Below are 20,420 nucleotides of genomic sequence, written 5' to 3'. Positions count from 1 at the left end.
AACAAACTTTACGCTCGTCAGGCAAGAGTCCCGGCAACGCTGGTGACCAAGCGCCACCCACTCCCCGAGGACAGACAGGAAACCAGTACGACGACGGACGGTCACCGTCGCAGCGATGGTGACCGTCCGTCGTCGTACTTATGCAGTTGTGCGGTTCCGCAGACACGCGGCCGGAACCAGGGTCCCGGAGATGCTTAGCCATTGAACTCCGCGGGGTGCGGGCCGGTGGGGCCGTCCTTTTCGAGGCCATCGATCACTGACAACTCGTCGGCGGTCAGCTCGAAGCCAAAGACATCCAGGCTTTTGCGTCCTGCTCTTGGATGGGATAAGAAAGCACAGCCTAGGAAAGGACGGTGACAGGCTCGGCGGCAACGGGGCCGCCGATGGGTACCTGCTGCGCGGCAGTCCGCTTGGCCCGGGCGGCGGCGATGATCATCACGCCGAGTCCGAGGAGGGTGATGGCGGCGCCGGCCCAGATGGGCGAGGTGTAGCCGAGCCCGGCGGTGATGGTCACGCCGCCGAGCCAGGCTCCGAGGGCGTTGCCTACGTTGAAGGCACCGATGTTGGCGCCCGAGGCCAGGGTGGGGGCGCGGCTGGCATATTTCATGACGCGCATCTGCAGGCCTGGGACGGTGGCGAATCCGAAGCCGCCCATCAGGACTATCGAGGTGACCGTAAGGACCTGATTGCCGGCGGTCAGGGCAAAGCCGACGAGAACAACCACCAGGACGGCGAGTACCACCATGAGGGTGCGGTCCACGTTCCGGTCCGCTGCCTTGCCGCCCAGGGTGTTGCCGATGAAGAGCCCCACGCCGAAGACGATCAGCAGCCACGGCACAGTGGTCGCCGCGAAGCCGGAGACCTCGGTGAGCGTGAAGGCGATATATGTGAAGGCGCCGAACATGCCGCCGTAGCCGAGGATCGTAACCAGGATGGAGAGCCACACCTGGCCGGATCGGAAGGCACGAAGTTCGCTGCGGAGGGTTCCCGGAGTAGTGTCCCCGTGACCGGTTTTGGGAACCAGGGTGAGGATTCCCGCCAGGGCGATGACGCCAATGACGGTGATGGCCCAGAAGGTGGAGCGCCAGCCTGCCGCCTGTCCCAGCATTGTACCGAAGGGCACGCCCAGGACATTGGCCGCGGTGAGCCCGGTGAACATGATGGCGATGGCCCCGGCCTTCTTGGTGGGAGCCACCATGTCCGCGGCCACCACGGCACCGATGCCGAAGAAGGCGCCGTGGGCCAGGGCGGCGATGATGCGTCCGACCATCATCATCCCGTAGCCGGGAGCGATCGCGGAGATCAGGTTGCCGGCGATGAACAGCACCAGCAGCACCGCCAGGACGGGCTTGCGTTCGAACCGGGTGACGGCCGCGGTGAGCAGCAGGGCGCCGACAACGACGGCGAGGGCGTAACCGGAGATCAGCCAGCCTGCCGTGGCCTCGCTGACCTGGAAATCGGCGGCAACCTCGGGCAGCAGGCCCATGATGACGAACTCGGTGAGTCCGATGCCGAACCCGCCAAGGGCGAGGGCTATCAGGCCAATGGGCATGGGATGCTCCTTCAAAAACTGTACGGAATGAGATAGGACGCGTAAGCTAGTAGTTGCAGACGCGTTATTTATTGTTGCACACGCAAATACAACGCGCAAGCAACTATTATTGGTCGTGTCCGCACACATGCCATTGGGCCGCTGGACAGCATCGGAAGAGGATAAAGAAATGGGCATCAAGGACGACGCCATGGAGGTCCGGGCGCAGGGTTGGCGCACTCTGGCGGCGCTGCACGGGATGATCGAAGGTGAGCTGGAACGCTCGCTCCAGGCCGAATCACAGCTATCAGTAGTGGAGTACACCGTGCTGGACGCGCTCAGCCGGCAGGACGGCTGGCACATGCGAATGCAGCAACTGGCCCGCGCCACCGCCCTCAGCGCCAGCGCCACCACCCGCCTGGTAAACCGGCTCGAGGAAAGGGGCCTCCTGACCCGGATCCTCTGCGCGGACGACCGCCGCGGAATCTACACCGAGCTCACGGCCGGTGGGATCAAGCTGCTGGAGGAGGCCCGGCCGGTACACGATGCCACCCTGGAACGCGCCCTGGCCGAGGCCCATGAGGTTCCCGAACTGGCCGCCCTGGTGGACGCCCTCCCCGGCCTCCACGCCCCGGTCTAGCCGCGCTGCCGCATCGCGTTTTTATCGAGATAACCCCCGGTAAACCTCACGCGCGGCATTAGCTGGACAAAAACTCCTTGACCGGCGGCCACATAAGGCATAGATTTGTAATCAACCAATAAGTTGATCAACGATTTGGTTGATTTTGATTCAGGAAGGCCCCGCAGCACGATGAAGTCCACCGACGACGCCTCACTGGACTCGGCTTTTATGGCCCTGGCCGACCCCGTGCGACGCCTCATCATCGCCCGGCTCAGCCGGGGCCCGGCCACGGTAAACGAATTGGCGGAACCATTCGCGATCACCAAGCAGGCGGTCTCGAAGCACATCCAGGTACTCGAGCAGGCACAGCTGGTCACCAGGACCCGCGACGCGCAACGCCGGCCCGTCCACCTGAACCCCGCACGGCTGGAGGCGCTCACCGCATGGATTGACCAGTACCGGTTGGTCCGCGAGGGGCAGTTCCGCAGCCTCGATGCCGTGCTCCACCATTCCAGCGCCGCCGCGAGCGGCACACAGGCAAAGGACCCATCATGAGCAACGAACTGAAACTCAGCATCCCAGAGGGACTCCCCTTTATCGACTACGAGCGGGAGTTCGACTTCCCGGTGGCGGACGTGTTCCGCGCCCACAAGGACCCGGACCTGATCGTCCAGTGGCTCGGTCCGCGGGGACTCAAGATGGAAATCAACCACTACGATTTCCGCACCGGCGGCGGCTACAGCTACGTACACACGGGGCCGGACGGCGTCGCCTACGAATTCAAGGGAATCTTTCACACTGTCCGTGAAAACGAGTTCGCCATCCAGACCTTCGAATTCGGCGGCTACCCGGACATCGTCAGCCTCGAGTTCATGACCTTCGAGGACCTCGGCAACGGACGCACCCGCCTGAAGGGCCACTCGGTCTACCCCACGCAGGAGGCACGGGACGGCATGGCGCAGTCCGGCATGGAGGGTGGAATGACGGAGGGCTACGAGCGGCTGGATGAACTGCTCAGCGGCGCTAAAGTCTGAAATCCAAAAACACCAAGTACGACGACGGACGGTCACCTTTCCCGTGAAGGTGACCGTCCGTCGTCGTGCGTAAGCAGGAAACGCGGGGTCACCGCACCGTCCCGAGGGACGGCGGGTGACCCCGCGCTGCTGTGTGGAGCTGTGGAGCCTAGAGCGCCGCGTAAACTTCGCGAAGCAGTTTGGCGGTCTCGGAAGGCGTCTTGCCAACCTTGACGCCTGCAGCCTCAAGGGCTTCCTTCTTGGCCTGGGCGGTTCCGGCGGAACCGGAGACGATGGCACCGGCGTGGCCCATGGTCTTGCCCTCGGGAGCGGTGAAGCCGGCCACGTAGCCAACAACCGGCTTCGTGACGTTGGCCTTGATGAAGTCAGCCGCACGCTCTTCAGCGTCGCCACCGATTTCGCCGATCATGACGATCGCCTTGGTCTCGGGGTCGGCCTCGAATGCAGCCAGGGCGTCGATGTGGGTGGTACCGATGACGGGGTCGCCGCCGATGCCGATGGCGGTGGAGAAGCCAAGGTCGCGCAGTTCGTACATCATCTGGTAGGTCAGGGTGCCCGACTTGGAAACCAAGCCAATGGGGCCCTTGCCCGTGATGTTGGCCGGGGTGATGCCAACCAGGGCCTCGCCCGGAGTGATGATCCCGGGGCAGTTCGGGCCGATGATGCGGGTGACCTGGTTGCCGTCTGCGTCAACCTTGGACTGGGCCAATGCCCAGAACTCGGCGGAATCCTGGACCGGAACGCCTTCGGTGATGACAACGACCAGGCCGATGCCTGCCTCGATGGCTTCAACAACGGCGTTCTTGGTGAAGGCCGGGGGCACGAAGACGATGGAGACGTCGGCGCCGGTTTCGGCCATGGCTTCCTTGACGGTGCCGAAAACAGTGATCTCGGTTTCGCCGTGCAGGACCGTGGTGCCGGCCTTACGGGCGTTGACGCCGCCAACAATGTTGGTGCCGGCCTTGAGCATCAGGGCGGTGTGCTTGGTGCCTTCGCCGCCGGTGATGCCCTGGACGATGACCTTGGAGTCCTTGTTCAGATAGATAGACATGGTGCGTCCCTTTACTTAGCTGCGTTGGCGAGCTCGGCGGCCTTGTCGGCGCCCTCGTCCATGGTGGCGGCCAGGGTAACCAGCGGGTGGTTGGCCTCGGCCAGGATGCGGCGGCCTTCCTCAACGTTGTTGCCGTCGAGGCGGACTACCAGCGGCTTGTTCGCGGAGTGGCCCAGCTCGGCCAGAGCACCAACGATGCCCTTGGCTACGGCGTCACACGCGGTGATGCCACCGAAGACGTTCACGAACACGGACTTGACCTGCTCGTCACCGAGGATGACGTCAAGGCCGGCTGCCATGACCTCGGCGGAAGCTCCACCTCCGATGTCCAGGAAGTTGGCGGGCTTGACGTTGCCGTGGTTTTCGCCGGCGTAGGCAACAACGTCCAGGGTGGACATGACCAGGCCTGCACCGTTTCCGATGATGCCTACGGAGCCGTCCAGCTTGACGTAGTTCAGGTCCTGCGCCTTGGCCTTGGCCTCGAGCGGATCGGCAGCGTCCTTGTCTTCAAGGAGGGCGTGCTTGGCGTGGCGGAAGTCGGCGTTCTCGTCCAGCGAGACCTTGCCGTCCAGTGCCACGATGTCGCCGGCGCCGGTCTTGACGAGCGGGTTGACCTCCACCAGGGTGGCGTCTTCCTTCTTGAAGACGTCCCAGAGCTTGAGGATCACGGCGGCGACCTTGCCGCGCAGTTCCTCAGCGAAGCCTGCAGCTGCAACGATTTCGTCAGCCTTAGCCTGGTCGATGCCGACGGCGGGGTCGATGGCGATCTTGGCCAGTGCTTCCGGACGTTCGACGGCCAGCTGCTCGATCTCCATGCCGCCCTCAACCGAGCACATGGCCAGATAGTTGCGGTTTGCCCGGTCGAGCAGGACGGAGAAGTAGTATTCCTCGGCGATGTCCGCACCCTGGGCGATCATCACCTTGTTAACGGTGTGGCCCTTGATGTCCATGCCCAGGATGTTGGTGGAGTGCTCAAGTGCCTCATCGGCGGTCTTGGCAACCTTGACGCCGCCGGCCTTACCGCGGCCACCGGCCTTAACCTGGGCCTTAACGACAGTTACGCCGCCGATCTTCTCGGCAGCTGCCTTTGCTTCTTCTGGGGTGTACGCCACGATGCCAGCAAGCACGGGTACACCGTGCGCCTCGAACATATCGCGCGCCTGGTATTCAAACAGGTCCACGGTTTAGTGTCCTTCTACGTCGAAGTAGTTTCTGTACAGTCGGACACCATCGAAGACGGTGACCGGGCTGCGGAATTGCACGCACCGGCGGCCTGTTGGAAACGAGCCACGCGGCGTGATGCTCCATGGGGAACTCTAGTCCTTTGTGGGGACCGGCCCGTCCCAGACTACCGCTTATGTGAGTAAGGACACTATTCTATGGGACGTAGAAAAAGCCCTAGATTACGGGGTTTTTGCGGCCTCCGACGGGGCCGGGGAAGCAGGTCTTGAAGCCTCGGAAATAAGTTCGTAGCGGTCCCTGGCAACAAAAAAACCGACGCCGGCGGACACGTTTCCGCACGCCACGCCGCCGTTGTAGGCCGAACAACGCAGCCCGTTCCGCTCCAGGTTCTGTCCCTCGGCAAGCACCGGCAGCTGGGTGATCGTGCCGGTTTTGTTTCCCTTCGGCCCATAAGCTGCCTCCATTTGTGTGACGCCGGAACGGCACCCCCCATACGTGGCAGATTCCGGGGTCAGAAGCGCGGTTCCGCCGAGATACCCCAGGCCCGTGCCGGCGCAATCGTCCTTCACGTCATCGGCTGCCGGCAGGGGAAACTTCGCGAGCTCGCAGTGCGCCACGGGAACGGTGGGCAGTTTGTTGTTCGCGCCGTCACTGAAGTTGTTCCGCTCATAGGGGAGGTTGACGTGTTCACCCCGGGCCGAGGTCAGCGAACAAACGACGCTGCGGTCCTCGGTCACGAAGGACAGGATGTCTTCGCCGGCCCTGAACGGGGCAGTATCCACCAGGGCCGCCTGTTCCAGTTGTTTCAGTGCGGGCAGCGGCGGCGGAGCCACGTAGCCGGGGTCCTCGGTGGTGATGGTGCACGCAGTGCCAGCCAGCAGGAAGAAGGCGGCCAGGATCCCCAAGACAGTCCGTCGCATGGGCTCCATTATGCCGGTCCGGTGACCTTATCCGCCGGTCGGCTTCCGCACACCCTCGACGACGGCGGCAGCAGCCTCAGCTGGATCCGTCCGGTCGAACTGCTCCCGCATCTTCCGCGCGCGCTCTTTCCAGCTGGGATTGGCCAGAATATTCTCCACGGCTTTGGCAATGGCGGCTGGCTTTGGGGAGTCCGAGTGGAGGTTTATGCCTACACCGGCATATTCCACCCGGGCGTTGACGTCGCTCTTTCCCTCGTTGATGCCCGAAACCACCAACGGAACACCCATCGACAGGCTCAGTTGCACACCTCCGAAGCCACCGTTGGTGATGAACACATCGGTGAACTCGAAGACGCGGGCGAAATCGACAAAATCCCGGACGACGATGTTGGGCTGTGGGTATTTGGCCTTGAGCGCCTCCGTTCCACGGCCGCCGGTCGCAACGATCACCAGGGCGTCCATGTCCTTCACGGCTTCGAGGGCGGGAATGATCAGTTTGTCCTGATCCAGGTTGTCCACTGTCCCTTGCGTCACCACCAAAGTGGCAGGATAGGCGGGCCATGCCTCGCCGTCACCGGCCTCCGGACCGGCTGGAGTTGTGGGCCGATAGGGCAGGAGGGCTCCCACGTAATGGACTTTCGGGTTGACGTGCCTGCGCGGAAAGTCGAACGACTCCGGGCCCGTCTGGATGATGGCTTCAGAGCAACGGTAGGGCTCGTCGGTCAACCGCCCGCGGCGGGGTACCACTTGGCCATAGGCATCGTGCTGCCGCCGGTAGCTTTGGCTGGCAGGCCTCAGGATGACCTTGTCGGAAAGAAGGCCTGCCGCAGCCTGCACCACCCGTTCCACGGGATTGCGGGGCGGCTTGAACCCAAAGAACAGCGGCGGCACCAAGAGGTCGCTCTCCATGTTCGGGATAGCTACAAAATTCACCAGGGGCTTGCCCATCAAGTGGGAAACCAGCCGGTGAATGAACATGGAACTGTCCACCACCGCAACATCGAAGGGAAAGTCCGCTTCCAACTCCCGGATGTCCTCGAAAAAATTGCTGACGTTGCTGGCAAAGATCTTTTCCCCGTCGAAACCGATCGCCAATGGGCCCTTGAGCTTAGCCCGTTCCGGATACAGTTCGTTCAGGTTGTCAGCCCGGTGCTCGATGGCCCGGCGGAAGGGGAAATGCCGGATCCCCAGGCTCTGGAGCCGGTCAGCGAAAGTGGGACCCGTGTACCAGGCAACCTCGTGGCCGCGGTCCTTAAGCCGCATCGCCACCCCTGTCATCGGGTTGAAGTGGCCGTCGATTGCCTGGCTTGCGAACAGGATCTTCACGGTAGTGCCCCGAATCTGCCGTTATGGATACGCCCCAGCCCGGTTCCGTGGCTGCCCGCGCGTTCCTGAACTGTATGACAGACCCAGTCCTTGGACAAGGGCAGGCAGCCTAGGCGTCGAGCTTGGTCAACGGCGCGTACCGCAGGAGGAGCCGCTTCTCCCCCACATCGAATTTAACCTTTGCCACGGTCTTGTCGCCGGCCCCTTCCAGTGCCAGCACCGTCCCGTTGCCGAAGCTCGTGTGGTTGACCTTGTCCCCCACGCTGACTGCCACAATTTCCTTCTGCGGCTGCACGCGGTTCTTCGCGATGGCCGCGGGAACGTCCGCGTTGAAACCGGCCGAAGAATCGGCCGCCGCCCCTCGTGCCGTGCCGGCACCCCAGAAGGATCCGCTGTACCGGTTGGACCCGATGGATCCACCGCCCCAGCCGCCGCTGGACTGCCGACTGGTGCCTTCCCGCTTCCACTCCATCAGCTCGGCCGGGATTTCCTCCAGGAACTGGCTGGCGGGGTTGTACTGGCTCTGGCCCCACATGCTGCGGACCTCGGAGCGGGTGACATATAGCCGTTTGCGGGCGCGGGTCAGGCCCACATAGGCCAGCCGCCGCTCCTCGGCAAGTTCCTTCGGATCCGTGGCGGACCGCTGGTGAGGGAAAAGCCCGTGCTCCATCCCGGTCAGGAACACCACCGGGAATTCGAGTCCTTTGGCTGTGTGGAGGGTCATCAGGGTGACCACTCCCAGCCGCTTCGCTTCCGCCACCGCGGCATCGATATCAGCACCCGGCGCGTCCGGGATCTGGTCAGCATCAGCCACCAGCGAGACCTGTTCCAGGAAGGCGCCCAGCGTCCCCTCCGGATTCTCCTGCTCGTACTCGCGGACGACGGCGACGAGTTCCGCCAGGTTTTCCACGCGGGACTCGTCCTGGGGGTCGGTGCTCGAACGCAGGCCTGCGAGGTAACCGGTCTGCTCCAATACCGCCTCGAGGGCCGCGGCGGCGCCTGAGCCTGCCGCTACCTCAGCGAGGTCGTCGAGAAGTTTCACGAAGCCCAGCACCGCGTTGACGGAACGGGTGGCCATGCCCGGGGCTTCCTCGGCACGGCGGGCCGCAGCCATGAAGGACATCCGCTCCCGCTGTGCCAGCGCGGCCACGGCGCCCTCGGCGCGGTCGCCGATTCCGCGCTTGGGTTCGTTCAGAACGCGCCGCAGGTTGACGTCGTCGTCCGGGTTAACCAGGACGCGGAGGTACGCGAGGGCGTCCTTGATTTCCTTGCGCTCGTAGAATCGCGTGCCGCCCACCACCTTGTACGGCAAGCCGACGCGCACCAGGACATCCTCGATGGAGCGGGACTGGGCGTTAGTGCGGTAGAAAATGGCGACGTCGCCGGGGCGCAGGTTGTCCTCGTCCTGGAGCCGGTCGATTTCCTTGGCAATGAACTGGGCTTCGTCGTGCTCATTTTCGCCCACATAGCCGATGATCTTGTGGCCCTCGCCCTCGGCCGTCCACAGCCGCTTCTCGGGGCGGTTGGGGTTCCGCGAGATGACGGAGTTGGCGGCGCTGAGGATGTTCTGGGTGGAGCGGTAGTTTTGCTCCAGCTTGATGGTGCGCGCCTCAGGGTAGTCGTTTTCGAACTCCACGATGTTGCGGATGTCGGCGCCGCGGAAGGCGTAGATCGATTGGTCGGAGTCGCCCACCACAGTGAGCTCGGACGCGCCGGGCCCTTCGCCTACGATTTCGCGCACCAGCGCGTACTGGGCGTGGTTGGTGTCCTGGTACTCGTCCACCAGGACGTGCCGGAACCGCCGCCGGTAGGAATCCGCGAGCGCAGGAAATGCCCGGAACATGTAGACGGTCTCCGCGATGAGGTCGTCAAAGTCCATGGCGTTGGCCTGGCGCAGCCGCTGGGTGTAGCCCTTGAAGACGTCCGCCACGGCGGACTCGAAGGGGTCGTTGTGGTTGGCGGACAAAGCGTAGGAATCGGCATCGATGAGCTCATTCTTGAGCGCCGAGATCTTGTGCTGGATGGCCTTGGGCGCGAACTTCTTGGGATCAAGGTCAAGGCTCTTGGACACCTGCGTGACCAGCCGGAGCGAGTCCGCTGAGTCGTAGATGGAGAAGTTGGACTTCAGGCCGATATTGGCCGCTTCCTGCCGCAGGATGCGTACGCAGGAGGAGTGGAAAGTGGAGATCCACATAATCTTCGCCCGGGCGCCCACCAACGCCTCGATGCGCTCCCGCATTTCCGCGGCCGCCTTGTTGGTGAACGTGATGGCCAGGATCTCGCCGTGGTGTGCCCGGCGGGTGGCGATCAGGTAGGCGATCCTGTTACTGAGGACACGGGTTTTGCCCGAACCTGCGCCCGCCACAATCAGCAGGGCGCTGCCGGCATGTTTGACGGCTTCTTCCTGCTGGGGGTTGAGTCCCTGCAGGAGCTCCGCGGCGTCCGGCCGGTGGTGCGCGGCCTGGTGGGTTTCCGCGCTCCGGCCTCCCCCGCCGCCTCCCATTTCGGCGGCCGTCGCCAAGCCCTCAGGGCGCGACTTGGTGCGGGCAGCGGCCGCCGGGGCGGCCTTGAACGGTCCGTCAGAGTACGGGTCAAACAACATATCCATGGTGCCTACAAGTCTAGGCGGTGGGGCCGACACTCACTTCCGGCCTGTGGATTACTGCGAGCAAGCCCGCGCGACACCAACATCTCCCAGGCAGCGGGGCTCAGGCCACCGAGCCGGACTCAAGGGCCGCACGCAACTCGCGTACCGCCGTCGTGCCTCCAGCCATGAACCATTCCAGGCCGTTGATCCGGACCGTGTCCGTGGCACCGCCGGCGGCGCGGACGATCGCCTTGCCAGGGAGCCAGTCCCACTCGGGGCAGCTGTGCTGGAACCAGCAGCCCAGCTGGCCGTCGGCCACCCGCCCCAGGTCGCAGGACCCGGAGCCGAGCATCCGCAGAGCCGCGGCGGAGGTTGCGGCAGCGTGCCAGGGCATTGCGCACAGCGGATCCATCAGCCACGTGGGATGGATGTACGTTGCCGCGCCGAGCTCCGCCACCGGGGTGCCGTTGCGGGATCCGTTGTTGTCGCGGAAGATCCCCAGGCTCTCGCCGTTCAGGGTCGCCTTCCGCGTGCTGCCGCCCAGCCAGAGCTTGTCCTCTTCCGGCTGGAAAATAGCTCCGAGCAGCACGTCCGAGGAGTCCTTAAGCGCGATGGCCGAGCACCAGTAGGTGGAGCCGTGGAGGAAGTTGTACGTGCCGTCCACGGGGTCGATGACCCAGGTCCGCCCGCTGGTTCCCCGCACCGAGGCGCCTTCCTCACCCAGGATGCCGTCCTCGGGGCGGCAGCGGCGGAGCTGCTCGAGGACGTACGCCTCAGCCGCATGGTCCGCGGCCGTTACCACGTCAGAAACGGAGGTTTTCTGCTGGGACTGGAGGCCGGCCATACGCATCAGCAGCGCCAACTGCCCCGCCTCCCGGACCAGCGCGGATGCCAGCTGGTAGTCGTCCAGTGAGGGGTCAAGTTCAACAGCGCTATGCCGGCCTATGGTCATGCACCCAGTTTATGGGGCGGGATAATGGTGGCATGGCCAAGACACCTGCGCAGCGGATCAAGAAGCACGGCTCCAAGGCGGCTGTTCCGCAGCACCACCTCCCGCCGGTGATCAATCCCACCACTGACCGGTCCCCGCAGACAGCCCGGAACAACAGCAACCTGATCGTCATCGCCGGGGTCGTGGCCAGCCTGTTCCTGTTCTGGTACGTCCACCTGCTGACCCTGGACCAGCTGCGGCAGCTCGCCAGCGGGCTGGCTATGCCGGATTCGCTGGTAGGTGGCTTCGACACCGCTTACGTCGGCGAGCTGCATACTGCCATGAACGACGACGCCCGCGGCCAGCTCAACTACGTGCACAAGACGGCCGGCACACTCTTCCCGCTGATATTTGGTTTCACCTGGCTCTTGTTGATCGGCACGAACGTGGCCCGGAAGGCCCTTCGGTGGGCCCTCTGGGCAGTCCCGCTGCTGTTCGTGGTAGTCCGGTTGTGGGGCAACGTCGCCATCGACACGGCGTTGGCGGCAGGAACGCCCGACGCCGGCCAGGTCGCCTTGGCGTCCAGCCTCACCGTTGCCGGGTGGGTACTGTTCGTCCTCAGCCTGCTGACCGGGGCGGCGGCAGTGTTCCTGGGCAAGCGGCCGCGGCAGAAAGCCAACTCCCCATCGACTGCTCCGTAACAGCCCTTTTGAGCTCCCTAAACGGCGTTTACGGAGCAACGGATGGGTGAAGGCGGCCTTCCTGGCGGTGCCTGTGCACCCGTTGCGCGACCACCAGCCCGGCGGCCGCCATTCCCACGGTGACGGGATAGCCCATCAGCCGCTCCAGGGTGCCGGGTTCGGGAACGTCCATCCTTGTCAGTCCACCAGTAACCAGCGCGGCGGCGGACACCACGCCGCACGCCAGGATGAACCATCCCAACGGTGTCTGGTTCAGCCACAGTATGCCCAGCACAAGCAGTGCCGCGGCCCCGGCGATGAAATACATCACTGCACCGGCAAAATGCCAGGCTGAGCCCACGTCCTCGGGAACCAGCCCCACGATGACCGTGCCTGCTCCCGCGATCCCGGTCAGTGCCCGCATCCAGAGGGCCGCCAACCAGGGTTTCCTGCGCCCCGGATGGACGCGCACACCCGCCCGGGCGGCGATGCACAACAGCCCGGAACTCAGCAGCAGCGCCCCGAGGAGCATGCCCAGCCCCTGGACGACGAACGAGGCGTTCATGAGCCAATGCAGCGGCGAGCACACGTCCCGGCCGTCGTAGATCCCGCAATGAACCGCGCCCAGGTCACTGATGTAGCCAGTCCGTCGGTCATAGGGCTGCGGTCCGGCCCACGCCCCGATCACCGCTGTTTCCGCGGCAAAATACTGCAGGACGCTCAGGACGGACCAGGCACCGACGTACTGGCGGGTGGAGGCCGTGTCCGGGATGTAAACGGTGGCTGGAGCGGACGTCGGGCCTGATCTCATGCCAAGAGCGTAGTACGGCCTCCCACCTTGTATGCTTATATCCGTGTCCGGACGGACCGGCCCTGCCGGTACAGCGGATGCGCGCCCTCGTAGCTCAGTGGATAGAGCACGGCTCTCCTAAAGCCGGTGTCGTTGGTTCGATTCCAATCGAGGGCACTTGAACCTTCCTGAACCCCAGGCTCCCGGGCAGACGGGGGCGGATTTTGATCTCCGCGCCTACCTGCTCGGTCCGTCGCAGGCTGCACGCTGGGCCGTTGAACGGCAGCTGCTGGACCGGACGGCAGGCACCCGCGGAACCTTTTCCGGCGTCGTACTTTTTTCCTCCACGGACGACGGCGGTTTGCACCTTCGCGAAGAGGGGACCATGCGCTGGCCTACCTTCACGGGCCCGGCCTCCCGCGAGTACCTTCTCAAGCCCGCTGAACAGCGTGATGCGATGGACGTATTCTTTGCCGACGGGCGGCCCTTCCACCGGATGAGCTTCACGCCGGAAGCGAACCTGGACAACCACTGGTGCGATCCCGACACCTACCGGGTGGCCTATGCGCTGGAGGGCCCGGACCGGTTTAGCTACACCTGGGACGTCCGCGGGCCCAGCAAGGACCTGCTGCTATCGTCCACGTTGAACCGGCTAGGCTCGAAACCGTGAAAGCCCGCATCGTTGTGTCCGCCGTCTGTGTCTTCGACGCCGCCGGGCGGCTCCTGACCGTCCGCAAACGCGGCACCAGCATGTTCATGCACCCCGGCGGCAAGCCCGAACCGGGCGAAACCGCCGCCCACGCTGCAGCCCGGGAGCTCCAGGAGGAAGTGGGGATCATCGTGGATCCGGACGAGCTACAGCTGATGGGCGTGTGGATCGCGGACGCCGCCAACGAGGCCTCCACCGACATTGAGGCAACCGTGTTCACCGCTCCGGGGACGTGGACGGCGCACCCCTCGGCCGAGATCGACGAGATCCGCTGGCTAGACCTGGCTGCCTTGGATCAGGGAGCCAGGTTGCCCGCGGACCTCGCGCCGCTCCTGACAGACCACATCCTGCCAGAACTGGCCACACTGCGCCCCGGCCCAAGTAGGTAGCAGCAGATGTCGTTTTGACGGCTCAAAACGACATCTGCTGCTACCTAGTTGGGCAAAACCGCTAGAACTCCGGAACGGCTTCCGCGGCCACCGCAGTGGCCTCCGCGAACTGCGTCCGGTACAGCTCCGCATAGCGACCCTCGGCCGCCAGCAGCTCCGTGTGTGTTCCGCGCTCCACGATCTGGCCGTCCTCGACTACCAGGATCACGTCGGCAGCGCGGATGGTGGAGAGCCTGTGGGCAATCACGACGGCGGTGCGCCCCTCGAGCGCCGCGCCCAAGGCCGCCTGCACGGCAGCTTCGTTGGTGGAGTCGAGTGCGGCAGTCGCCTCATCGAGGATGACCACCCTGGGCTGGGAAATGAGCAGCCTGGCGATGGTGAGCCGCTGGCGTTCACCGCCGGAAAGACGGTATCCCCGCTCCCCCACCACGGTGTCCAGGCCGTCGGGAAGGGACCGGATCATCGTCTCGAGGCGGGCCTGCCGGATGGCTTCCCACATGTCGTCGTCGGTGGCGTCCGGCTTGGCGAGCCGGAGGTTGGAGGCGATGCTCTCGTGGAAGAGGTGCCCGTCCTGGGTCACCATGCCCAGGGTGTCACGCAGGGAATCGAAGGTGGCGTCGCGGACGTCCAGCCCCGTCCCCGGAATGGTGCCGCCGAGCCGCACGGCGCCGGAGTCGACGTCGTACAGCCTTGAAAGCAGCTGGGCAATGGTGGACTTTCCCGCACCGGAAGAGCCCACCAGGGCCACGGTCTGCCCCGGTTCCACCCGGAAGCTGACGCCGTGCAGCACCTCTTCGCCGCCGCGGGTGTCAAGGGTGGACACTTCTTCGAGGGAGGCCAGTGACACCTTGTCCGCCGAAGGGTAGGCGAAACGGACGTCGTGGAATTCCACGGAGACGGGTCCCTGCGGTACCTCGACGGCGTCGGGCTTCTGCTGGATCAGTGGCTTCAGGTCCAGGATTTCGAAGACCCGCTCGAAGCTGACCAGGGCACTCATGATTTCCACCCGGGCATTGGACAGCGCAGTCAGCGGTGCGTACAGGCGCGTCAGCAGCAGCGCGAGCACCACCACGTCGCCCGGAGCAAGCTGGCCGGATATGGCCAGCACACCGCCCAGTCCGTAGACCAGGGCAAGGGCGAGGGCCGAAACCAGGGTCAGCGCCGTGACGAAGGTGAACTGCAGCATGGCCGTGCGGACGCCGATGTCACGGACCCGGCCGGCCCGGACCGCGAACTCATGTGATTCTTCGTCCGGCCGGCCGAACAGCTTGACCAGCGTGGCGCCAGGGGCGGAGAAGCGCTCTGTCATCTGGGTGCCCATGGCGGCGTTATGTTCGGCGGCTTCGCGGCGGAGGTCAGCAAGGCGGGAACCCATGCGGCGTGCGGGGATCAGGAAGATCGGCAGCAGGACCATGGCCAGCACGGTGACCTGCCAGGACGTGCCGAGCATAACGATCAGCGTCAGGACCAGCGCCACGACGTTGCTGACCACCCCGGACAGGGTCCCGGCGAAGGCGGACTGCGCTCCGATGACGTCGTTATTGAGGCGGCTGACCAGGGCGCCGGTCCGGGTGCGGGTGAAGAACGCAATGGGCATCTTCTGCACGTGGTCGAAGACCTTGGTGCGCAGGTCAACAATGACGCCTTCGCCGATGGTGGAGGACAGCCAGCGGCTGACCAGCCCCAGTCCGGCTTCGGCCACGGCCACGACGGCGATCAGCACGGCCAGCCGGATGACTTGGTCCGTGCCTGCCTGGGCCACGATGGCGTCAACCACCTGGCCAGCCAGGACAGGCGTGGCTACTGCCAGGAAGGCCATCCCAACCGAAAGCGCCACGAAGGCTATCAGTTTTCCGCGGTGCGGGCGGGCAAAGCCCAGAACCCGTTTCAGGGTTTCCTTGGAGAAGGGCTTGGAGCCGCTCTTTGCGCGGGTGATGCTGTACAGGGTGTGCCAGGCGGCGCCATCCATGCTCATAGCTGCTGCCCCGTCGCGCCGGTCATCAATTCAGTTACCATTCCATCTTCCACATTCCACCGGACGTCGAGCTGAACGTTTTCGAGCAGCCTCCGGTCATGGGTTACCAACAACAAAGCGCCCTCATAACTTCCCAGTGCCTCCTCCAACTGTTCGATGGCCGGGAGGTCAAGGTGGTTGGTGGGCTCGTCCAGTACCAGCAGGTTGACGCCGCGGGCCTGCAGCAGGGCCAGTGCGGCCCTCGTCCGTTCCCCGGGTGAGAGGGAATTCACGGGGCGGGCCGTATGGTCGGCCTTCAGCCCGAATTTGGCCAGCAGTGTGCGGACCTCCGCCGCCGTCAGGTTCGTGAGGACGGCTTCGACGGCGTCTGCCAGGGTGAGGTGGCCAGCCAAAAGTCCGCGGGCCTGGTCAATTTCTCCGATGGCCACCGAGGCACCCATGGCTGCGTTGCCGGAGTCTGGTGCCTGGATGCCCAGGAGCAGCCGCAGCAACGTCGACTTGCCCGCTCCATTGGGTCCTGTGATGCCGATCCGCTCTCCTGCGTTGAGCTGGAGGTTGACGGGGCCCAGCGTAAAGTCGCCCTGCTTGACCACTGCGTCCCGCAGCGTTGCCACCACCGCGCTGGAGCGGGGCGCCTGGCCGATGGTGAACTGCAACTGCCATTCCTTCCGCGGTTCCTCCACTACGTCCAGCCGGGCGATGCGGGACTCCATCTGCCGGACCTTCTGGGCCTGCTTCTCGGAGGACACGGTGCTCGCGGCGCGGCGGATCTTGTCGTTGTCGGGGCTTTTCTTCATGGCGTTCCGCACGCCCTGGGAACTCCACTCACGCTGTGTCCGGGCGCGCGAGACGAGATCCGCCTTCGTGGAGGCGAATTCCTCGAAGCGTTCCCGTGCGTGGCGGCGGGCCACGGCGCGTTCCTCCAGGAAGGCCTCGTAACCGCCGTCGTAGACCGCCACCGAGTTCTGGGCCAGGTCCAGTTCCACAATGGTGGTGACGCAGCGGGCCAGGAATTCGCGGTCGTGGGACACCAGCACCACACCGCCCCGCAGTCCTTGCACAAACGCCTCGAGTTTGGCCAGGCCCGCGAGGTCAAGGTCGTTGGTGGGCTCGTCCAACAGCACAATGTCGAAGCGGCTGAGCAGCAGGGCGGCAAGGGCAACACGGGCGGCCTGGCCGCCGGAGAGGCCTGTCATGGGAGCGTCAGTGCCGGTCTCCAGCCCCAGGTCTGCAAGCACTGGGGGGATGCGCTCGTCCAGATCGGCTGCCCCGGAGGCCATCCAGCGGTCAAAAGCCAGGGAGTAGGCGTCGTCGGCCCCGGGGGCACCGGAACCCAGGGCCTCGGCGGTGGATTCCATCTCCGCCGTCGCCTGGGCGCAGCCGGTGCGGCGTGCGATGTAGGCTGCAACCGTTTCGCCCGCCACGCGTTCGTGCTCCTGCGGCAGCCATCCCACGAAGGCATCGGCGGGGGCCAGGCTGACGGAACCGCCCTGCGGCTGGTCAACTCCAGCCAGCAGCCGCAGCAGGGTGGACTTGCCGGCGCCGTTGGCTCCCACCACCCCCACAACGTCACCCGGGGATACGGTCAGGGAAAGCTTGGAGAAGAGCGTCCGGTGGTCGTGGCCGCCGGAAAGGTCTTTGGCAACCAGGGTTGCAGTCATGGGGTCGATCCTCTCGATGCTGCCGGACGGCGGGACCCCGCTGGGGCGCTGGCGCGGAATGACGCCCGGGACTCCGCCAGAAAACCGCGGGAAACCGCGGGAAATCCGGGTGCTACCGCCCTGCTCGCGACGGGGGCATAAAAGAACCCGCTGGTCCGGACTTGGGGGGTGTACGGACCAACGGGCTCGACCATCGAGCATAGTCGAATCGACACTCCGCGTAAAATCGCCCGGGGTTCTGCAGGCTAAAATTGAGGCATCCGTCCGTTCTGAAGAGAGCACTTCATGCCCCTCCCCGCCAAGGCGTTCCAGCGCTGGCTGCAAGGCATTGCGCCCAATGCCAGCACGGCCGATGTCTGCCGGATCTCCGGGATCAAACGGACCACTTTGGCCCAGCAGTTGGTCCGCGGGAAGGTCGCCGAGGCCACCGTGGTGAGCATCAGCCGCGCCTATGGCGTCAATCCGGTCTCGGCCCTCGCCGGCTTCGATGCCTACCGCGACCTGGCTGCGACAGTCCCACCCACGAGGTGTGAACTGGTCAGCCAGATCTCCACGCCTGACCTCCTGCGCGCCGTGCTGGCTCGCTCGGCGGTGGATCCAGCCGGCCAGACCTCGGCGGAGCCGCCCCCGCTGAGCCCGGCACCGCATGCCACCTCCGTGAAGAACTGGGTTGAGGCAATTGACGACGGCGAACTGAGGCACCGCGTCTCGGCCGCCACCGGCGTCGCACCCCAAAACTACTCGGCCCAACTGAGCGCCAACCGGCTCTCCCCCGAACTGGCCATCGCAACTTCCCTGGCCGCAGGCGTGGGCGCGGCAGGCGGGCTGGTGGCCACGGGACTGATCACCGAGGCAGAAGCTGGCTGGCCGCCGGACGCCCGCCAGGCCGCCCTGGACAGCCTGCCAGACGGCGAGCTGACCACCTTGGCCGGCGACCGGCTGCAAGCCTTGGGGAAAACCTTGAAGCGCCAGGAACACGACCAAGAACAAACCGACAAGATCTGGGAGAACCTCGGATGATCGAGATCCTTCAGTGGTCCACCCTGGCCATCTGCGCCCTGGTTGCGATCGCCAGAGTTCCCAGCATGCTGCGCGGTGAAAACCGGACCCTGTTCTGGATCTTTGCGCTCATGACCCTGGCCATCATCCTCAGCATCGAGGCGCCCTACGTGGCCATAGACCAGGCGCTGGGCGGATTCAATGTGGCAAACCTCATCCTGCGGTTTGTCATCTTCGCCGCCATCCTCTGCGTGGGCATCCGTGTCACCCGGGGTTTCGGCGCCACCGATGGCTACCGGCTGCTGACCGGCCCTGTCGGAATGATGGCGCTGGCCCTGGTGTCGCTGGCCGTTATTGGTTTGTTCATCATGATCGACTCACAGGGTTCGTCCGCGGGGTTGGCCCGAATCTCGCTCAGGGGCGGTCCGGATGCCGTGCTGGTGGAATACTACGGTGCGGCTGGCAGGGCGTACCCCACGTACGTGTCCCTGGTGCTGTTGCCTGCCATGGTGCGGGCAGTCCGCGGTTCGCTGCCGCTACCGATCCGCACCGCGGCCTTCCTGCTGGCCGTCGGAGCAGTGGCTATCGCCTTAACGCTGTTCTTCCCTCTTATGCCGTCCGGCTGGGCGCCGGCCAAATTCATGATCAACTACACGGCAGTGCTGTGCTTCGTTGTGGGACTGGCGATCATCTGGGCGGCCAAGGTCGGTTATGGTCGCAACGCGGCAAAACAGAGGACTTTTACTGAAAAGTAACCTCGACAAATTCACAAAATCATTAGAATATGAAACAATCATGAATGTGTGAAGGCGAGGCGCAGGGCGTTTACGAACGGGGATAAATTCTTAGACGTTGCGCCTCGGATGTCTTCACGCGCATTGGGGGGATGAGTGGTGGCGGCCGTTGGGGACCGCCCCCACTCAGCCTATTTAAGGCGCGGCGTGGCTCACGGCCTGCCCTCCGGTCCCGGCAGCCCGCCCCAGCTCACGCTGCACCAGTGGAAGTACCTCGGTACCCAGCAATTCGATCGCTTCGAGCACGGTTGCCTGCGGGACTGAGGACAGGTCCAGTTGGAAGATCTGCCGGTCATGCTGCAGATGGCCGTGCATCCTGACGATTTTTTCGGCCACCTGCTCCGGGTTGCCTACGAACAATGCGCCGCCGGGCGCCGCCTCCATGTTGTAGGTAAGCCCGCTCGGGGTGGGAAATCCCCGTTCTGCCGAGATCCGGCGCATGGTGTCCATCCAGTACGGCCGGAAGGCCTCCTTGGCCCTGCCCGCGGCAGCTGGTGTGTCCCGCAGCACCAGCCCCGGTGCACTAACGCCCACCTTCAGGCCGGCGGATCCGTGCCCCTGTTCGACGGCGGTCTGCCGGTAGAGCGCCGCATGGCGCTCGAAGTTTCGCACCGATCCACCCAACAAGGCGTACATCACGTTCTTGCCCAGGGCTGCGGCACGCACTGTCGACTGAGGTGTTCCACCAGTGGCGATCCAGATATCCAGCTCACGGAGGCCGTCCTCCGCCGGGAAGGGGCGCGGCAGGATCTGCGCCTCATGCAGGCCGGAACGGAACTTGCCGCTCCAGGTAATACGCTCCTGCGCATTGAGCCGGAGCAGCAACTCCAACTTCTCCTCGTAGAGGGCGTCATAGTCCTCCAGGCGGGCCCCGAACAGTGGATAGGACTCGATGAAGCTGCCGCGGCCCGCCGTAAGTTCCGCACGGCCCTGGCTGATCAGGTCGATCGTGGCGAACTGCTGAAAAACCCGCACCGGGTCCTCGGTGCTGAGGACCGTGACTGCGCTTCCCACTTTGATTTGCCGGGTCTGCGCCGCAACGGCCGCCAGCACCGTGGACGGCGACGTGACGGAGTAGTCGGCGCGGTGGTGCTCCCCGACCCCAAAGTAGTGAAGTCCCACCTGGTCGGCGAGGCGGGCCCTCTCCAGGAGATCCTGGGTGTTCTGTTCAGGAGAGACCACAGTGCCGCGTACGGGATCGCGGTGGACATCGCCGAAGGTGAAGATTCCTAGTTCCAT

Annotated in this window: 20 protein-coding genes and 1 tRNA gene; 9 read left to right on the top strand and 12 right to left on the bottom strand. The window is 64.8% G+C overall.

The genetic code is table 11. The annotated features are described in order from the left end of the window. Window positions 1-340 precede the first annotated feature (340 nt). On the bottom strand, window positions 341-1,552 hold the full coding sequence (locus ACLKOZ_RS00475) for an MFS transporter (RefSeq protein ID WP_436472195.1): 1,212 nt from the start codon (window positions 1,550-1,552) through the stop codon (window positions 341-343). Between the two features lie 169 nt (window positions 1,553-1,721). On the opposite strand from ACLKOZ_RS00475, the gene ACLKOZ_RS00470 reads away from it, so the two are divergent. Next, complete coding sequence (locus ACLKOZ_RS00470) at window positions 1,722-2,171, top strand: MarR family winged helix-turn-helix transcriptional regulator (protein ID WP_337346364.1); 450 nt, start codon at window positions 1,722-1,724, stop codon at window positions 2,169-2,171. Here the strand turns inward: ACLKOZ_RS00470 and ACLKOZ_RS00465 are convergent. Continuing rightward, a complete protein-coding gene (locus ACLKOZ_RS00465) occupies window positions 2,168-2,353 on the bottom strand; it encodes a hypothetical protein (RefSeq protein WP_436472194.1) in 186 nt (61 codons plus the stop codon). The two genes, ACLKOZ_RS00470 and ACLKOZ_RS00465, sit on opposite strands and share 4 nt — an antisense overlap. On the opposite strand from ACLKOZ_RS00465, the gene ACLKOZ_RS00460 reads away from it, so the two are divergent. Together ACLKOZ_RS00460 and ACLKOZ_RS00455 are read left to right on the top strand one after the other, a co-directional pair. Then, a complete protein-coding gene (locus ACLKOZ_RS00460) occupies window positions 2,343-2,708 on the top strand; it encodes an ArsR/SmtB family transcription factor (protein WP_436472193.1) in 366 nt (121 codons plus the stop codon). The two genes, ACLKOZ_RS00465 and ACLKOZ_RS00460, sit on opposite strands and share 11 nt — an antisense overlap. Then, window positions 2,705-3,187, top strand: a complete 483-nt coding sequence (locus ACLKOZ_RS00455) for an SRPBCC family protein (RefSeq protein ID WP_337346362.1) — start codon at window positions 2,705-2,707, stop codon at window positions 3,185-3,187. Before ACLKOZ_RS00460 ends, ACLKOZ_RS00455 begins: the two co-directional genes overlap by 4 nt. A 148-nt stretch (window positions 3,188-3,335) precedes the next feature. Here ACLKOZ_RS00455 and sucD read toward each other — a convergent pair whose 3' ends face one another. From sucD to ACLKOZ_RS00425, 6 genes are all read right to left on the bottom strand, one after another. Beyond that, window positions 3,336-4,238, bottom strand: a complete 903-nt coding sequence (sucD, locus tag ACLKOZ_RS00450) for a succinate--CoA ligase subunit alpha (protein WP_337346361.1) — start codon at window positions 4,236-4,238, stop codon at window positions 3,336-3,338. Window positions 4,239-4,249: 11 nt separating this feature from the next. Further along, entirely contained in the window at window positions 4,250-5,419 is a 1,170-nt protein-coding gene (sucC, locus tag ACLKOZ_RS00445; protein ID WP_337350367.1) for an ADP-forming succinate--CoA ligase subunit beta, read from the bottom strand. Between the two features lie 222 nt (window positions 5,420-5,641). After that, a complete protein-coding gene (locus ACLKOZ_RS00440) occupies window positions 5,642-6,349 on the bottom strand; it encodes a hypothetical protein (protein WP_436472192.1) in 708 nt (235 codons plus the stop codon). An 18-nt stretch (window positions 6,350-6,367) separates the two neighbouring features. After that, the gene (locus tag ACLKOZ_RS00435) at window positions 6,368-7,666 is read right to left on the bottom strand and encodes a glycosyltransferase (RefSeq protein ID WP_436472191.1); all 1,299 of its coding nucleotides are present in this window, start codon (window positions 7,664-7,666) and stop codon (window positions 6,368-6,370) included. Between the two features lie 109 nt (window positions 7,667-7,775). Next, complete coding sequence (gene pcrA, locus ACLKOZ_RS00430; RefSeq protein WP_436472224.1) at window positions 7,776-10,268, bottom strand: DNA helicase PcrA; 2,493 nt, start codon at window positions 10,266-10,268, stop codon at window positions 7,776-7,778. A gap of 106 nt (window positions 10,269-10,374) precedes the next feature. Then, on the bottom strand, window positions 10,375-11,205 hold the full coding sequence (locus ACLKOZ_RS00425; RefSeq protein WP_436472190.1) for an inositol monophosphatase family protein: 831 nt from the start codon (window positions 11,203-11,205) through the stop codon (window positions 10,375-10,377). A gap of 32 nt (window positions 11,206-11,237) precedes the next feature. Between ACLKOZ_RS00425 and ACLKOZ_RS00420 the strand changes: the two genes are divergently transcribed. Beyond that, window positions 11,238-11,885 (top strand): hypothetical protein, encoded by a 648-nt coding sequence (locus ACLKOZ_RS00420; protein WP_436472189.1) that lies wholly within the window; start codon window positions 11,238-11,240, stop codon window positions 11,883-11,885. A 28-nt stretch (window positions 11,886-11,913) separates the two neighbouring features. On the opposite strand, the gene ACLKOZ_RS00415 is transcribed toward ACLKOZ_RS00420, so the two are convergent. Continuing rightward, a complete protein-coding gene (locus ACLKOZ_RS00415) occupies window positions 11,914-12,675 on the bottom strand; it encodes a DUF998 domain-containing protein (protein WP_436472188.1) in 762 nt (253 codons plus the stop codon). Window positions 12,676-12,758: 83 nt separating this feature from the next. Between ACLKOZ_RS00415 and ACLKOZ_RS00410 the strand changes: the two genes are divergently transcribed. From ACLKOZ_RS00410 to ACLKOZ_RS00400, 3 genes are all read left to right on the top strand, one after another. Then, window positions 12,759-12,831, top strand: a tRNA-Arg gene (locus tag ACLKOZ_RS00410). A gap of 1 nt (window position 12,832) precedes the next feature. Continuing rightward, the gene (locus tag ACLKOZ_RS00405; RefSeq protein ID WP_376045293.1) at window positions 12,833-13,324 is read left to right on the top strand and encodes a DUF6314 family protein; all 492 of its coding nucleotides are present in this window, start codon (window positions 12,833-12,835) and stop codon (window positions 13,322-13,324) included. Next, window positions 13,321-13,752 carry an NUDIX hydrolase gene (locus tag ACLKOZ_RS00400; RefSeq protein WP_436472187.1) on the top strand — a complete coding sequence of 144 codons (432 nt, stop codon included), beginning with the start codon at window positions 13,321-13,323 and terminating at the stop codon, window positions 13,750-13,752. Before ACLKOZ_RS00405 ends, ACLKOZ_RS00400 begins: the two co-directional genes overlap by 4 nt. 61 nt (window positions 13,753-13,813) lie before the next feature. Here the strand turns inward: ACLKOZ_RS00400 and ACLKOZ_RS00395 are convergent, their stop codons facing one another. Together ACLKOZ_RS00395 and ACLKOZ_RS00390 are read right to left on the bottom strand one after the other, a co-directional pair. Beyond that, on the bottom strand, window positions 13,814-15,727 hold the full coding sequence (locus ACLKOZ_RS00395) for an ABC transporter ATP-binding protein (protein ID WP_436472186.1): 1,914 nt from the start codon (window positions 15,725-15,727) through the stop codon (window positions 13,814-13,816). Further along, entirely contained in the window at window positions 15,724-17,388 is a 1,665-nt protein-coding gene (locus tag ACLKOZ_RS00390) for an ABC-F family ATP-binding cassette domain-containing protein (protein WP_436472185.1), read from the bottom strand. The genes ACLKOZ_RS00395 and ACLKOZ_RS00390 overlap by 4 nt, the downstream gene beginning before the upstream one ends. Before the next feature lie 285 nt (window positions 17,389-17,673). On the opposite strand from ACLKOZ_RS00390, the gene ACLKOZ_RS00385 reads away from it, so the two are divergent. Together ACLKOZ_RS00385 and ACLKOZ_RS00380 are read left to right on the top strand one after the other, a co-directional pair. Next, window positions 17,674-18,408, top strand: coding sequence for a hypothetical protein (locus ACLKOZ_RS00385; RefSeq protein WP_436472184.1), 735 nt, complete (start codon window positions 17,674-17,676; stop codon window positions 18,406-18,408). Then, window positions 18,405-19,142: a hypothetical protein gene (locus tag ACLKOZ_RS00380; protein WP_436472183.1), complete on the top strand. Its 738-nt coding sequence runs from the start codon at window positions 18,405-18,407 to the stop codon at window positions 19,140-19,142. Before ACLKOZ_RS00385 ends, ACLKOZ_RS00380 begins: the two co-directional genes overlap by 4 nt. A 174-nt stretch (window positions 19,143-19,316) precedes the next feature. Here the strand turns inward: ACLKOZ_RS00380 and ACLKOZ_RS00375 are convergent, their stop codons facing one another. Beyond that, window positions 19,317-20,420, bottom strand: coding sequence for an LLM class flavin-dependent oxidoreductase (locus ACLKOZ_RS00375; protein WP_436472182.1), 1,104 nt, complete (start codon window positions 20,418-20,420; stop codon window positions 19,317-19,319).

The organism is Arthrobacter sp. R4 (genome assembly GCF_051365025.1).
Taxonomy (GTDB): domain Bacteria; phylum Actinomycetota; class Actinomycetes; order Actinomycetales; family Micrococcaceae; genus Arthrobacter.
Note: the sequence above shows the minus strand (reverse complement) of the source record. Positions and strands in the feature narration are given on the sequence as shown.

What these genes read in the sequence shown, in the direction of transcription:
- ACLKOZ_RS00375 (WP_436472182.1), bottom strand. Translation starts at nt 20,420, where the DNA reads ATGGAACTAGGAATCTTCACCTTCGGCGATGTCCACCGCGATCCCGTA.
- ACLKOZ_RS00420 (WP_436472189.1), top strand. Translation starts at nt 11,238, where the DNA reads ATGGCCAAGACACCTGCGCAGCGGATCAAGAAGCACGGCTCCAAGGCG.
- pcrA (WP_436472224.1), bottom strand. Translation starts at nt 10,268, where the DNA reads ATGTTGTTTGACCCGTACTCTGACGGACCGTTCAAGGCCGCCCCGGCG.
- ACLKOZ_RS00380 (WP_436472183.1), top strand. Translation starts at nt 18,405, where the DNA reads ATGATCGAGATCCTTCAGTGGTCCACCCTGGCCATCTGCGCCCTGGTT.
- ACLKOZ_RS00460 (WP_436472193.1), top strand. Translation starts at nt 2,343, where the DNA reads ATGAAGTCCACCGACGACGCCTCACTGGACTCGGCTTTTATGGCCCTG.
- ACLKOZ_RS00390 (WP_436472185.1), bottom strand. Translation starts at nt 17,388, where the DNA reads ATGACTGCAACCCTGGTTGCCAAAGACCTTTCCGGCGGCCACGACCAC.
- ACLKOZ_RS00440 (WP_436472192.1), bottom strand. Translation starts at nt 6,349, where the DNA reads ATGGAGCCCATGCGACGGACTGTCTTGGGGATCCTGGCCGCCTTCTTC.
- ACLKOZ_RS00385 (WP_436472184.1), top strand. Translation starts at nt 17,674, where the DNA reads ATGCCCCTCCCCGCCAAGGCGTTCCAGCGCTGGCTGCAAGGCATTGCG.
- sucD (WP_337346361.1), bottom strand. Translation starts at nt 4,238, where the DNA reads ATGTCTATCTATCTGAACAAGGACTCCAAGGTCATCGTCCAGGGCATC.
- ACLKOZ_RS00475 (WP_436472195.1), bottom strand. Translation starts at nt 1,552, where the DNA reads ATGCCCATTGGCCTGATAGCCCTCGCCCTTGGCGGGTTCGGCATCGGA.
- ACLKOZ_RS00425 (WP_436472190.1), bottom strand. Translation starts at nt 11,205, where the DNA reads ATGACCATAGGCCGGCATAGCGCTGTTGAACTTGACCCCTCACTGGAC.
- ACLKOZ_RS00395 (WP_436472186.1), bottom strand. Translation starts at nt 15,727, where the DNA reads ATGAGCATGGATGGCGCCGCCTGGCACACCCTGTACAGCATCACCCGC.
- ACLKOZ_RS00415 (WP_436472188.1), bottom strand. Translation starts at nt 12,675, where the DNA reads ATGAGATCAGGCCCGACGTCCGCTCCAGCCACCGTTTACATCCCGGAC.
- ACLKOZ_RS00470 (WP_337346364.1), top strand. Translation starts at nt 1,722, where the DNA reads ATGGGCATCAAGGACGACGCCATGGAGGTCCGGGCGCAGGGTTGGCGC.
- ACLKOZ_RS00455 (WP_337346362.1), top strand. Translation starts at nt 2,705, where the DNA reads ATGAGCAACGAACTGAAACTCAGCATCCCAGAGGGACTCCCCTTTATC.